The organism is Neobacillus drentensis (genome assembly GCF_021560175.1).
GTDB classification, from domain to species: Bacteria; Bacillota; Bacilli; order Bacillales; family Cytobacillaceae; genus Neobacillus; species Neobacillus drentensis_A.
In genome coordinates this window covers 1875020-1888921 of the sequence record NZ_CP091110.1, presented here as the reverse complement: position 1 = coordinate 1888921, position 13902 = coordinate 1875020, and the positions used below count along the sequence as shown (strand labels likewise).

The 13902-nt window shown below is 39.9% G+C and carries 11 protein-coding genes; all 11 read right to left on the bottom strand.

Annotation, left to right across the window (positions count from 1 at the left end; all coding sequences use genetic code 11):
• Nucleotide 1: 1 nt before the first annotated feature.
• Nucleotides 2-1048, bottom strand: a complete 1047-nt coding sequence (locus L1999_RS08825) for an ABC transporter permease (protein WP_235743195.1) — start codon at nucleotides 1046-1048, stop codon at nucleotides 2-4.
• Nucleotides 1041-2576 (bottom strand): ABC transporter ATP-binding protein, encoded by a 1536-nt coding sequence (locus L1999_RS08820; RefSeq protein ID WP_235743194.1) that lies wholly within the window; start codon nucleotides 2574-2576, stop codon nucleotides 1041-1043. The genes L1999_RS08825 and L1999_RS08820 overlap by 8 nt, the downstream gene beginning before the upstream one ends.
• Before the next feature lie 200 nt (nucleotides 2577-2776).
• Entirely contained in the window at nucleotides 2777-3853 is a 1077-nt protein-coding gene (locus L1999_RS08815; RefSeq protein WP_235743193.1) for a BMP family lipoprotein, read from the bottom strand.
• Between the two features lie 87 nt (nucleotides 3854-3940).
• Nucleotides 3941-4666: a GntR family transcriptional regulator gene (locus tag L1999_RS08810; protein ID WP_235743192.1), complete on the bottom strand. Its 726-nt coding sequence runs from the start codon at nucleotides 4664-4666 to the stop codon at nucleotides 3941-3943.
• Between the two features lie 347 nt (nucleotides 4667-5013).
• Nucleotides 5014-7371 (bottom strand): DNA translocase FtsK, encoded by a 2358-nt coding sequence (locus L1999_RS08805; RefSeq protein ID WP_235743191.1) that lies wholly within the window; start codon nucleotides 7369-7371, stop codon nucleotides 5014-5016.
• 129 nt (nucleotides 7372-7500) lie between these two features.
• Complete coding sequence (locus L1999_RS08800) at nucleotides 7501-7737, bottom strand: YlzJ-like family protein (protein ID WP_235743190.1); 237 nt, start codon at nucleotides 7735-7737, stop codon at nucleotides 7501-7503.
• On the bottom strand, nucleotides 7734-8486 hold the full coding sequence (locus L1999_RS08795; protein ID WP_235743189.1) for a ClpP family protease: 753 nt from the start codon (nucleotides 8484-8486) through the stop codon (nucleotides 7734-7736). Before L1999_RS08795 ends, L1999_RS08800 begins: the two co-directional genes overlap by 4 nt.
• Before the next feature lie 106 nt (nucleotides 8487-8592).
• Entirely contained in the window at nucleotides 8593-10260 is a 1668-nt protein-coding gene (locus L1999_RS08790) for a ribonuclease J (RefSeq protein WP_235743188.1), read from the bottom strand.
• 242 nt (nucleotides 10261-10502) lie between these two features.
• Entirely contained in the window at nucleotides 10503-11375 is an 873-nt protein-coding gene (gene dapA / locus L1999_RS08785) for a 4-hydroxy-tetrahydrodipicolinate synthase (RefSeq protein ID WP_235743187.1), read from the bottom strand.
• An 83-nt stretch (nucleotides 11376-11458) separates the two neighbouring features.
• Nucleotides 11459-12694 carry an aspartate kinase gene (gene dapG / locus L1999_RS08780; RefSeq protein WP_235743186.1) on the bottom strand — a complete coding sequence of 412 codons (1236 nt, stop codon included), beginning with the start codon at nucleotides 12692-12694 and terminating at the stop codon, nucleotides 11459-11461.
• A 32-nt stretch (nucleotides 12695-12726) separates the two neighbouring features.
• Nucleotides 12727-13776 (bottom strand): aspartate-semialdehyde dehydrogenase, encoded by a 1050-nt coding sequence (asd, locus tag L1999_RS08775; protein ID WP_235743185.1) that lies wholly within the window; start codon nucleotides 13774-13776, stop codon nucleotides 12727-12729.
• Nucleotides 13777-13902 lie beyond the last annotated feature (126 nt).

Here is a 13902-nt window from a genome sequence, read left to right as displayed (position 1 = left end):
CTTACTTCACCTCCTTTTTACTAAATCGGTCAAGAAATACCCTTATTATATAACTTGAAGCAACAAAGAATACGATCAAGGCAATAATGATATCAACTAGTTCATTGGGAACACCGGCCTCAAGCGGCATATTCAATGCCCCTACTTTTAATGAACCAAATAGTAATGCCGCGAAAAATACTCCTAATGAGGTATTGGCACCAAGTAAGGCAACCGCAATCCCATCAAATCCGACACCAGTGAAACCGCCTTTTACTGTCGCATAGCCAAAAGTACCTAATCCTTCCATTGACCCTGCCAATCCAGCAAAGGCACCAGCAATAACCATAGAGAGGATAATATTTTTATTTACACTCATTCCTGCGTAATGAGCGGCATGCTGGTTAAAACCAACAGCACGTAATTCAAATCCTCTTGTTGTTCTTTCAAGTAAAAACCACATAACAATACAACCAATAATGGCAATAACAATACCCCAATGAAGCCGTGAATAATCCGTAATACTTTGTAACCAGTCCGATCTTAAAGATGCAGATTCCTTAATCATATCGGTTTTATCTTTATTATCGGTGATGATATTTTTAATAATGTAATTGGAAACGTGTAAGGCAACATAGTTCATCATAATTGTAACGATTACTTCATGAACTCGGAAACGAGCTTTTAAAAAGCCAGGGATGAATGCCCACAAAGCCCCTGCTGCCATTGCAGCTAAAATGGCAAGTGGCAGATGAATAGCTTTTGGAAGATCAAAGGCTACTCCCACCCAAACTGCGGCAAGCCAGCCGACAAGAAATTGTCCTTCTACCCCGATATTAAACAGGCCTACGCGGAAGGCAAATGCAACAGCTAAACCAGCAAGAATATAAGGTGTAACCTGTCTTATGGATTCCCCTATATAATAAGATTCACCAAAAGCCCCATTCCAGAGGGCCGCGAAAGCTGCCACAGGATCATAACCGCTGATAACCATGATAATGGTACCAACAATAATACCTAATAAAACAGAAATAATCGGTGTTAAAATACTATTAAAGCGTTTAAGCATGGGAGTGTTCACCTGCTTCCTTTCTATTTGACCCAGCCATCAACAAGCCAAGCTCCTGCTCCGATGTTTCTTTAGGATTGACGATAGCAACGATTTTCCCTTCATAGATGACAGCAATTCGGTCACTCACGTTGAGAATTTCATCCAATTCAAATGAAACCAGTAAAACGGCTTTACCATGGTCACGCTGTTCAATCAGCCGTTTATGAATAAATTCAATTGCCCCGACATCCAAACCACGTGTAGGCTGTGCTGCAATTAACAGATCCGGATTCCGATCGACCTCGCGGCCAATAATCGCCTTTTGCTGATTACCGCCGGATAAGGCACGAGCCAAAGTATATTCGGTTGGTGTTCGAACATCAAACTCACTAATTAAAGTTCGTGCTTTTTTATAAATTTCTTTAAAGTTTAGGACTCCGCCTTTTGAGAATGGCTTTTTATTATACGTTTGCAACACCATGTTCTCGCCTATTGGAAAGTTTAAAACAAGTCCATGTTTATGACGGTCCTGCGGGATATGGCCAACCCCTGATTCTGTAATCTTGCGTGGTGTTTGGTTAATAAGTTCTTTTCCGTTTAATTTAATGCTGCCGCTTTCTGCCTTTCGTAATCCGGTAATGGCTTCAATTAGTTCAGTTTGCCCATTACCATCAATCCCGGCGATACCAACAATTTCACCAGCTTTCACACTTAGATTTAAATCGTTGACAATATTAATGCCGCGTGAATCTTTTACGACTAAATCTTGAACAGTAAGGACGTCTTGTTGTGGTTTTGCTTCAGTCTTTTCTGTTTTAAAGACCACTTCACGACCAACCATTAAGCTCGCCAGTTCATTAGGATTTGTTTCACTTACATTAACGGTACCAATCCCTTTACCTTTACGGATGACCGTACAGCGGTCAGCTACTTCCATAATCTCTTTCAATTTATGGGTAATGAGAATAATAGATTTACCTTCTTTTATAAGCGTTTTCATAATTTGCATAAGTTCTTTAATTTCCTGAGGTGTAAGTACAGCAGATGGTTCATCAAAAATGACGATCTCCGCACCACGGTATAAAGTTTTTAGAATTTCGACCCTTTGCTGCATTCCCACGGAAATATCAGATATCTTTGCTTGCGGATCCACTGCTAGACCATAACGTTCAGAAATTTCACGAACCTCTTTTTCTGCCTTTTTAAGATCTATTCTTCCGCCCGTTGTGATTTCTCTGCCAAGTATAATATTTTCTGTTACCGTAAAAGTATCGACAAGCATAAAGTGCTGGTGCACCATGCCGATTCCTAGATCATTTGCAATGTTAGGGTTGGTGATTTTCACAGGTTTCCCTTTGACACGAATTTCACCTTGCTCCGGCTGATATAGCCCAAAAAGAACGTTCATTAAGGTGGATTTACCTGCACCATTTTCACCAAGTAATGCATGAATTTCGCCCTTCTTTAACTGAAGGGTAATGTTATCATTCGCAACGAAACCGCCAAATTCTTTACGAATGTTGAGCATTTCAATTACAAAATCCATCTTTCTCACTCCCTGCGATAAGATAAAAGGAAAAATTGACCAATAGTAGTAAGAGGTCAGACCTTTCAGATTTTTAAAAAAACAGGGATTACTCCCCGGTAAAATCTTAAATGAAAGGTAGAATGTGCTTCTACACTTCAGTTAGGATTTCATTAAGAAGGAATAAGCAGGCAGCAAGACCAGCTTATTCCCTATTATTATTATTTTGCGCTGAATGTTTTTAATTCTGCACGAGTACCTGGAACTTTTATAGTACCTGCTTTAATTTTGTCCGTCCAATCTTTGACAGCAGTTTCAATAGCGGCTTTATTTGGTGCTTTGCTATTGATTGGTGATAAACCAACACCGTCTTCAGCTAGACCGTATAAGGCAACTTTTCCGCCAGGGAAATTACCATCTTTCGCTTTTGTAGAAACGTCGATAACAGCATTGTCTACTCGTTTAAGAGCGGAAGTTAAAACAACATCTGGACCCATATTAGCTTGATCACTGTCAACCCCAATTGCCCAAATCTCACGTGATGGATCTTTTTTCTTAAGGTCATTTGCTTCTTTGAATAAACCAACACCTGTTCCACCAGCAGCATGGAAAACAACATCTGCGCCGGAAGAGTACATTTTTGAAGCGATTGATTGGCCAAGTTCTGCTTTATCAAATGCACCAGCATATTGAATGTCAACAGTTGCTTCTGGCTTCGCCGCTTTAACACCCGCTACAAATCCTGATTCAAAACGTTCAATAACAGCACCTTCGATACCGCCAATAAACCCAATCTTGTTGGATTTAGTTGTCATTGCTGCTGCCACGCCCGCTAGGAATGAAGCTTCTTGTTCTTTAAATAGGATACTTGCAACGTTAGGTTGTTTCACTTCAGAGTCAACAATGGCGAAATGCTTATCTTTTTGCTGCTTAGCAATTTCTTCAACCGCACCCTGCATTAAATAACCAATACCAAATACTAAGCTAAAATTTTGACGAGCAAGTGTATTTAAGTTAGTAGAGTAGTCAGCATCAGATTTTGATTGTACGTAATCATATCCGCCTTTACCTTTGGACATGTTATTGTCTTTACCAAATTTCTGAAGACCTTCCCAAGCTGATTGGTTAAATGATTTGTCATCTACACCGCCAACGTCAGTAACCATTGCTACAGAGAATGCTTTTGATTTATCTGATGTTCCACCCTTGCTTGTATCATTGCTTTTTCCACAAGCACCTAAAAGTGTTCCAGCAGCAAGAACTAGAGAAAGCGCCATTCCAATTTTACGTATTTTCAAAGAAATATACCCCCTAAGAATGTTGTTTGATTTAGTAGAAATGTTGACACTTCATTTGTTTACCGTTTACACCTATTAACAAAAAAATTATGTTCTTTTTCTTAATACATGAAAACTAAATTTATCCGCCTTAAAATAGTTTACCGAGAATAGGACAGGTTCATCCGTTTCATCGAAATGCATTTGCTTTAACACTAACAAAGCAGTTTCTGGATCACATTCTAAAATGGGTGAAATTTTCTCGTGGTAACCTAAAGGTTCTATTTGGGCAACTGCGTATGTAATTCTGCGATTTGCCGCCTCATCTAAAATCTGAAAAATAGATTCTTCCTCATGGGAAAATGTTTCAGGCAAAATGCTTTCCGGAACCTTGTCTATGCAGTAAACTACCGGTTCTCCGTTTGCAGTTCTAACCCTCTCCATCACGAAAATCTCCTCATTAGCAGAACATGAGAAACGACGAATATCCTCCTCGGTAGGACCTTGAGTTGATGAACTTAAGAAAATAGTCCCAGGTTTCATCCCAACTTGTTTGATCATGTCAGTGACACTATTTAGTTGTTCAATCCCAGACGTAAACATGGGTCTTCCGTTTACAAAAGTACCAACACCATGGCGTCTTATGATAACGTTCTCCTCTTCTAGAATACGGAGTGCTTCCCTAAGAGTTGCCCTGCTTACCCCCAGTTGTTTCGCAAGATCGAATTCTGAAGGCAGCTTTTCTTTTTCTTTATAGACCCCATTTTCAATATCCTGCTTCAACCGATCGATTACTTGTAAATATAAGTGCCGGTTATCTGACCTAATAGACATGCTGTTTCCTCCAGCCTTTTTCCTAAGACATCAGACATCTGATATCATTCCTACTAATCGGATTTATATTAACATTTTTTTTGTGATAAATAAATAGGAATATGGAATTTCGTCGAAAAAAGGGGGAAATAAACCAACATTTATAAAAACGCTTACAAATTTCGGAAGAAAACCATGAATTGTGTCGAAAAAAGTAGAAAAATAGCAATAATCAATTAATGAGCTATCACTTCCTTCCACTACTATAGTATCACTTTTTATAGAAAATAGACTTACAAAAAAAGAGCCGAATGGCTCTTTTTTACTACTTTTTTTATCTAGCTGAGAAATTTCTTTTCTAAAAGAGTTTAGGAACTCTGCTCTTCATTTGGTTTTGCCTGTAATACGGTCCGCGGCTTACTTCCTTCATATGGTCCTACAACACCACGGGCCTCCATTTCATCGATAAGACGTGCAGCTCTCGTATATCCAATCCGGAACCGGCGCTGCAGCATGGATACTGATGCCGTCTGCATATCAATAATTAAGTCGACAGCATCGTTGTATAATTCATCATCGACGGCTCCTGTTACCTCTGGAATATCATCCGGAATCATTTCTTCTTGATATTGTGCTTTTTGCTGCGAAATAACAAATTCCACTGTATCTTCTACCTCTTGGTCTGAGAGAAAGGCACCTTGAACGCGAACAGGCTTGGATGCTCCTACAGGCAGGAATAGCATATCCCCTCTTCCCAGCAGTTTCTCTGCGCCGCCCATATCGAGGATCGTCCTTGAATCGGTCGCACTTGAAACAGCAAAGGCAATTCGTGATGGAATATTCGCTTTAATAACTCCAGTTATGACATCCACAGATGGCCGCTGGGTGGCAATAATTAAATGAATTCCGGCAGCTCGGGCCATTTGCGCTAGTCGAGTAATCGAATCTTCAACATCTGATGAAGCAACCATCATTAGATCAGCCAACTCGTCAACAATGACGACAATATATGGTAATAAGGGCTGCTTATCATTTTCTTCAAGATTATGTCTTCTTACATGCTCATTATAACCTTCGATATTACGTGTACCTGTATGAGAAAACAGTTCATATCGTCTTTCCATCTCACTTACTACTTTTTTCAAAGCTTGTGATGCTTTTTTTGCATCGGTTACTACCGGTGCTAGCAGGTGTGGAATACCATTATAAACATTTAATTCGACCATTTTCGGGTCAATCATCATTAATTTCACTTCATGTGGCTTTGCTCTCATAAGAACGCTTGTGATAATTCCATTTATGCAAACACTCTTTCCGCTTCCAGTAGCCCCGGCAACAAGTAAGTGCGGCATTTTATTTAATTCAGCTAGAACGGCTTCTCCAGTGATGTCCCTTCCAAGACCAATTAATAGTTTGGCATCGGGCTTATCATTTTGCGTAGCTTCAAGTACTTCCCGTAAGGAAACCATGGCTACTTCGGAATTTGGAACCTCAATTCCAATCGCCGATTTGCCTGGAATTGGTGCTTCAATCCGGATCCCTTTAGCAGCAAGGGCTAAGGCAATGTCATCACTTAAGCTGACAATTTTACTAACTTTTACTCCGACATCAGGATGGACCTCGTATTTTGTAACAGCAGGTCCTAAGTGAACTTGGGTAACGCGGGCTTTTACTCCGAAGGATTGGAATGTCCGTTCGAGCTTTGCCGCATTGGCGTGTATTAATTCATATTCACCACTCTGATCTGTCTTCCTTGGTGCCTTTAAAAGCCGGAGCGGCGGTAATTCGTATGTTACGTTTTCCACTACCTCTTCGGTAAATGAGATTGGCGGGGTATTGTCATCGTCAACCTCTTCCGTCTTACTCTTTTGTTCTTTCCCTTTTGCTTGTTCTGTTTCAGGTTTAGGGATGGATGGTTCATCTATATAGGCCCGATCCGCAAAACTAGAGATAATAGGCTCAGGAATAATAGTTTCTTCCTGTTCATGTTGCACATTGTTGGGGACTGGGGCAGGCTGTCTTTGACGATTCTCTTTTTCCTGTTGTTTTTCGGCAATGCGCTCATTACGGCGCTCTGTTTGTTTCTGCTTCCATTCGGACATATCCAGTTTAAATGCTTCCCATTGACCTCTTGAAAAATCGAAAACAGTCATGATAATTTTTCCAACGAAATCGCCAATTGACTTTCCTGTTAGCAAAATGATTCCGATTAGTATAAAAATAAATGCAATAATTTTTGTTCCTGTTTCTGCGAATAGATAGTGAAATAACGCAAACAAAACTGCCCCGAGTATCCCTCCGCCAAGGTCAGTGGTGCTTGTCTCCCCTCTGACTTCCATCATAAATAACTCCCAAGTGTTACTAATTACACTAGGGTCTTTAAATTTCCCATTATTGGTAAGCAAATGGAAAAGTGTTACATGACTCAATAGGAGGATTGCCGAAATAATAAAATAGGTGCCAACTAACTTAATATGAAAGAAAAAAGGAACACTCCGTTTCCACATTAAATAAACACTTAATATAACTAGCCCTAACAATCCAAGCATGTACCATTCGCCCATCCAAAAACGGAAGAATAGAACGGTGGCTTTTCCAACTGCTCCGAGCTTGGCAATTGAAATAATTGCTAGCGCTAAAATGGCAAGGGCCGATAATTCAAATTGAACGGTCCGTTTTAAATGATTGTCTCTCTTTTTTGGTTGTCTTCTCTTTTTTTTGGCCATTTAATCACCTTGTACGAAAAATATGTTATTCAGCTATATACTAAAGTCTTACTCATCTATATGTATAAAGAAAGCAGCCCAAATTTGGCTGCTCTTTTTCTCCTTTGATAATTATACCATATTCTACTATTACAATGCCGATAAACCTCCAAGGTTAGCAAAAGAAATTTTTGCACCCGGGCAAAGCTGCTGATTTAAATAATGTTGCGGGTCGCTGCTTAAAATACGGACCACTTCGACATACTCGGAGTCTGTTTGCTCTACCAGCATGGAGACACCCTGATAAGTTATCAGTTTTTGTTTGCTCTGTTCCACTTGTTCGGCTGGAAAGATCAGTTCACTTGGCATCATCGTATATAAAATCATTGAATCAGCCCCTCATTTTCCCCTTTTCGGAGTTCAATCATTTCATTTAATTTCTTCATCGCGGGTCCTAGACCGCCTACTTCATCAATTAATCCGTATTTAACCGCATCAATACCAATGACATTTGTCCCAATATCTCTCGTTAAATTACCTTTCGCAAACATTAAATCTTTAAAGGTTTCTTCTTTAATTTTCGAATGTCCCGTCACAAAATTAACAACCCGCTCTTGCATTTTGTCTAAATATTCAAAGGTTGCAGGAACTCCAATCACGAGTCCAGTCAGGCGAATAGGATGTATGGTCATTGTAGCAGTTTCGGCAATATATGAATAATCACACGAAACAGCAATTGGCACCCCGATGGAATGTCCTCCCCCTAAAACAATTGAAACAGTTGGTTTTGATAGGGAGGCAATCATCTCTGAAATAGCTAGGCCGGCTTCTACATCACCGCCAACCGTATTCAGAATAATCAGGACCCCTTCAATTTTCGGGTTTTGTTCAATAGCGACTAACTGTGGAAGTAAATGCTCATATTTGGTTGTTTTATTTTGTGGCGGTAAGGCAAGATGTCCCTCTATTTGGCCTATTATGGTTAAACAATGTATACTAGAATCGGCTGAGAGCTGCGGCACATTTGTTTGTCCCAATTGTTGTATTTTTTCTAATAATGGAGAAGACTTTTCCTCTTTTTGAGGCTCTTGTCCTTCTTGTCTGCCGGTGTCATTATTTTGATAATCGTTATTCATTCTACTACTCCCTCCAAGCATGATATATGTTTAGTATTTACTCGAGAGACAATTTCATGCTTTAAATATAAAAAGGCACTGGCTTATTCACCAGTGCCTTTTTATATTACACTTCCATAATGATTGGAAGTATCATTGGTCTTCTCTTTGTTTTTTCATATAAGGATCGATTCAAATCATCTCTTATTTCCTGTTTTAAGCTCGCCCATTCAAACGTACCTTTGGCTGTATTTCTCTCTACGATATCACGGACTAATTTTGTAGAATCATCCATTAACTTTTCTGACTCACGTACATAAACAAAGCCCCTTGAAATAATTTCAGGTCCTGCCGCAATCTTCTTTTCCTGCTTTGTCAACGTGACAACAACAATCAGTATACCGTCTTGAGATAAAAGCTTTCGATCACGTAACACAATATTGCCCACGTCACCTACACCAATCCCATCAATTAAAACATTTCCTGATGGGACTTTACCGGTAATACCAATGCTGCCTTCCTTCCATTCGACCACATCACCGCGGTCAGGTATGACGATTTGTTGATCGGTAAGTCCACATTCCAATGCCACTTTCCTGTGTGCTTTGAGCATCTTATATTCACCATGGACAGGAATGAAAAATTTCGGTTTCATTAAATTAATCATGAATTTTAATTCTTCCTGGCTGCCGTGACTAGATACATGAAGGGCCCGTTTGCCAGAAATCACATTAGCACCCGCTCTAAAAAGCATATCAATCGTTTTAAATAAAAAGACTTCACTTCCCTTTAGAGGTGAGGCGGCAATTAAGACTGTATCACCCTGTTGGATGTTTAAAAGTTTATGTGATTGCTTGGCCATTTTCTGTAATGCCTCAATCGGTTCACCTTGGCTGCCTGTCATTAAAACGACAATTTCACGGTCCTGGTAGTTTTTAATTTCACTAACAGGGATAATCAGATCCTCATCCACTTCTAAATAACCTAAATCGAGTGCGATATGATAAATTTGTTCAAGACTCTTTCCAACAACCGTAACTTTACGGCCATTTTCACTTGCCGCATTAAAAATATGCTGGATCCGATTGATATCAGATGCAAAGCAAGCGGCAATAATTCGGCCTGGGGCATTATAAAAGGCGTTAGACATTTCTTGTTCAACCTTGGTTTCCGAAGTGGTGTATCCAGGGACTTCAGCCTCTGTACTATCAGATAGTAAACACAATACTCCTTGATCTCCAATGGCAGCCATCTTGCCGACCTCAGCTTTATAAAGCTTTGTTGCCCCCTGGTCAAATTTAAAATCACCTGTATAAACAATAATTCCTTCGGATGTATGAATGCAAACGCCAACAGAGTCCGGAATACTATGATTCGTTCTAAAAAAACTTGCCTGTACCGTATCTAATTCCAGCGTCGTGTCTGAATCCACTTCGATAAAATTAGCTGTACCAGTAAATTCTTGTTCCCTTAGCTTTGCATTTGCTAGTGCAAGGGTAAGTTTCGTTCCATAAACAGGGACATCAACTTGTGCGAGTACGTAAGACAGCGCACCAATATGGTCTTCATGACCATGTGTTAAAAAAATGGCCTTCACCCGTTCCTTATTTTCTCTTACGTATGTAATATCAGGAATGACCATATCGATACCCAGCATTTCTTCCTCGGGGAACATTAAGCCAGCATCAATAATAAATATGTCCTTGTCCACCTCAACAAGATACATATTTTTTCCGATTTCTCCAATACCACCAAGTGTAATCAACTTAATGGATGTATTCTTTTTCTTTACCAATTTCCGTTTCCTCCTATGCTGACAATAAATAGATACTTACATAAAGTCCAGCAAAGCAACCATGAATGAGCAATAAGCTAAGTATGATTGTTCACTTTTAATCGCCGACCCAAGATCAGTTATGATTATTATACTTGATACCTGAAAACCTTTACAACCAATAATCATTTTTTTACAGTAATATGGCGTTTTTTTAAAAAAAGAGCTAACCGAACAGAACATTCGATTAGCCCTCTTGTCATTTATATACTTTTAAGAAGCGATATGAGTGCAGCACGTTCTTCCCCTGTTAGACCAACAAGCGGAAGCCTGACTGATCCTACATCCAACCCCTTGATCTGTAAGGCTGTTTTAACCGGCCCAGGGCTTGGTGCTGCAAAAAGCCCTTGCATGAGTGGCAGCAGGTGTTGATGTAATTTAGCAGCTTTAGCCTGTTCTCCATCAAAAAATGCCTTGACCATTTCTTGTAATTCATTTCCAATCACATGTGATGCCACAGAAATAACCCCTGCACCACCAATTGATAGAACTGGGATAGTTAAACTATCATCCCCACTATAGAGGACAAAGTCATCTGCCGTATTTGCAATAATATGTGTCATTGCGTTTAAGTCTCCGCTAGCTTCCTTTACCGCTACGATATTTGGAATTTTAGAAAGACGGATCACCGTCTGCGGCTGAATTGTAACGGATGATCTCCCCGGAATGTTATAAACCATCATCGGCAGGGGTGTGGCTTCTGCAATGGCTTTAAAATGCTGGTACAAACCTTCTTGGTTTGGTTTATTATAATAAGGACCAACTGCCATGATGGCATCAACACCAAGCTGCTCAGCCTTTTTGGTTAATTCAACCGAGGCGTACGTATTATTACTCCCCGTTCCAGCAATGACTGGAATACGTTTTTTTACAACTTTAACAACATGATCAAATAGAGCCAGCTTTTCTTCTTTGGAAAGCGTAGGGGATTCTCCCGTTGTTCCCGCAATCACAAGGGAATCAGTGCCATTATCAATTAAATAATTAACCAATTGAGTGGTTTTTCCAAAGTCAATATGCCCATTTTTATCAAAAGGGGTTACCATTGCTGTTGATACTCGCCCGAAATGAACCATTTTAGTACTCCTTTCAATACAATCGGAACTTATCCGCTGCAAAAAGCAGCATTCATTAAAAACGTTCTTTCTTCTCCATAGCCCTAGAAATCATACTCGACTGTTTCTTCCTCTAATTGAAAGGCATCGTGCAAGGAATTGACGGATTTAACTAAGTCCTCTTGTTTAACCAGTACCCAAATAGTTGTATGGCTGTCTGCTGATTGTAAAATACGAATTCCATAATTTGATAAGGCGGTTACGATTTTAAAGGTAATTCCTGGTACTCCTGCGATACCTGCACCTACAACGGAAACCTTTGCACAATGGCGCTCGACTACCGGTTCATGACCTAATTCTTCTAGGACCTGAATCGCTCGATCGGTCATTTCATCTGTTACCGTATAGACAACTCCGTTCGGAGAAATATTGATAAAATCAACACTGATTTTTTCATTTGCCATCGCTTTAAATACTTCTGCCTGAAGATTATATTGATCTTTTTTAGCAAAGACCTTTATTTGTGTCACATTAGATACGTGAGCGATCCCAGTAACTGTTCGTTCTTTTATATCACTGCCGCGATTTTCTTTATTAACGGACGTGACCAATGTTCCAAGTGAATCAGAATAAGTGGAGCGAATTCGAATCGGCACTTTTGCCTGCATGGCAATCTCAACCGCTCTAGGATGAATGACCTTTGCACCCTGATAGGCTAGGTTACATACCTCTGTATAGGTAACAACAGAAAGTGGCCGTGCGTTTTCAGCAATACGCGGATCGGCCGTCATAATCCCTTCTACATCTGTAAAGATATCAATCCATTCAGCGTTCAAGGCGGCACCTAAAGCAGCAGCTGATGTATCACTGCCGCCGCGTCCAATCGTGGTTACATCCCCATTTTTGGCTGCTCCTTGAAACCCTGCCACAACGACAACATCATTCGTCTCTAATTCCCTTAGAATTCTGTCACATTTCATCTCGATGATTTTTGCATTGGTATGATCATTATTAGTACGGAAGCCTGCTTGTGCTCCAGTTAGGGCTGTGGCGTTGATTCCTCTCTCTAGTAACATATTGGTAAAGACAATACTCGAGATAGCCTCACCGCAGGATAAAAGGAGATCATGTTCCCGTTTGGATATTTTACTAAGATTACCGCCAATTAAGGATAAAAGTGTATCAGTTGCATACGGGTCGCCTTTTCTACCCATAGCAGAAACCACTACAACCACTTTGTAGCCTTCACTTAATGCTTTTTCAATATGGCCTTGGGCATGTTTTCTGCTTTCGTCATCTTTTACAGATGTCCCGCCAAATTTTTGAACAATTATTTTCATTTAACACCAAACCCTGCCTTTATGATGTAGCCTTATTTAACTAGACCTAATTCTACTAACTTTTCAGCAATTTGAACTGAATTCCAAGCTGCTCCTTTAAGTAAGTTATCTGAAACCACCCACATATGGAAGCCGCGGTCTTCATCAATGTCTTTTCTAATACGTCCTACGAACACATCATTCTTTCCTACGCAATGTGCAGGCATTGGATATAGTTGATTTTCTGGGTCATCCTGTAAAACAACTCCAGGAGCATCCTTTAATAAAGCCTTGATTTCCTGAGCACTGACACCATCTGTTTCCACTTCAAAATAAACTGATTCTGAGTGTCCCACCGCAACAGGAAGTCTTACACATGTTGCAGAAACTTGTAAATCAGGAAGATGCATGATTTTTTTCGTTTCATTAATCATTTTCATTTCTTCAAATGTGTAGCCATTTTCTTGAAATTTATCTATTTGTGGAATTGCGTTAAATGCAATTTGATAATGATTGTTGTCAGCTTTCACCGGTAAAATTTTAGGTTCGACTGTTTCTCCCGCTAAAATCGATTTAGTTTGCTCCATTAATTCTTCAACAGCAACAGCACCTGCACCAGAAACTGCTTGATAGGTGGATACGATGACTTTTTTCAAGCCGAATTTTTGACGGATTGGTTCTAACGCAACAACCATCTGAATCGTAGAGCAGTTTGGGTTGGCAATAATGCCCGTGTGTTCATGTAAATCTGCTTCGTTTACTTCAGGTACAACTAATGGCTTATCTGTATCCATTCTGAATGCACTAGTGTTGTCCACGACGATGGCACCACGTTTAACCGCTTCTGGAGCCAGTTCCTTAGACACATTACCGCCTGCACTAAATAACGCAATATCAACACCTTCAAAGCTTTCAGGCTTTGCTTCTTGAATGGTAATTTCCTGTCCATTTACTTCGACTACTTTTCCAGCCGAGCGGGCCGATGATAGTAGGGTAAGTTTGCTAATAGGAAAATTCTCTTTCACTAGTGTTTGGATCATTTGTTGTCCAACCGCTCCTGTTGCTCCTACCACTGCAACGTGAAAACCTTTTTGCTGACTCATTTCTAGTTCCCCTTTCAAACCTGCACTGAACATTAGTGGTTATTCTTAAATTTACATCAGAAGGGGTTGACCCTTCTGATGAAAGATTAATTTATTTTAACATATTCTTATTAAGAAATAACCTTT

Excerpts from the sequence above, each read along its gene's own strand:
- L1999_RS08825 (WP_235743195.1), bottom strand. The coding sequence starts at position 1,048 with ATGCTTAAACGCTTTAATAGTATTTTAACACCGATTATTTCTGTTTTA.
- L1999_RS08820 (WP_235743194.1), bottom strand. The coding sequence starts at position 2,576 with ATGGATTTTGTAATTGAAATGCTCAACATTCGTAAAGAATTTGGCGGT.
- L1999_RS08810 (WP_235743192.1), bottom strand. The coding sequence starts at position 4,666 with ATGTCTATTAGGTCAGATAACCGGCACTTATATTTACAAGTAATCGAT.
- L1999_RS08805 (WP_235743191.1), bottom strand. The coding sequence starts at position 7,371 with ATGGCCAAAAAAAAGAGAAGACAACCAAAAAAGAGAGACAATCATTTA.
- L1999_RS08800 (WP_235743190.1), bottom strand. The coding sequence starts at position 7,737 with ATGATTTTATATACGATGATGCCAAGTGAACTGATCTTTCCAGCCGAA.
- L1999_RS08795 (WP_235743189.1), bottom strand. The coding sequence starts at position 8,486 with ATGAATAACGATTATCAAAATAATGACACCGGCAGACAAGAAGGACAA.
- dapA (WP_235743187.1), bottom strand. The coding sequence starts at position 11,375 with ATGGTTCATTTCGGGCGAGTATCAACAGCAATGGTAACCCCTTTTGAT.
- dapG (WP_235743186.1), bottom strand. The coding sequence starts at position 12,694 with ATGAAAATAATTGTTCAAAAATTTGGCGGGACATCTGTAAAAGATGAC.
- asd (WP_235743185.1), bottom strand. The coding sequence starts at position 13,776 with ATGAGTCAGCAAAAAGGTTTTCACGTTGCAGTGGTAGGAGCAACAGGA.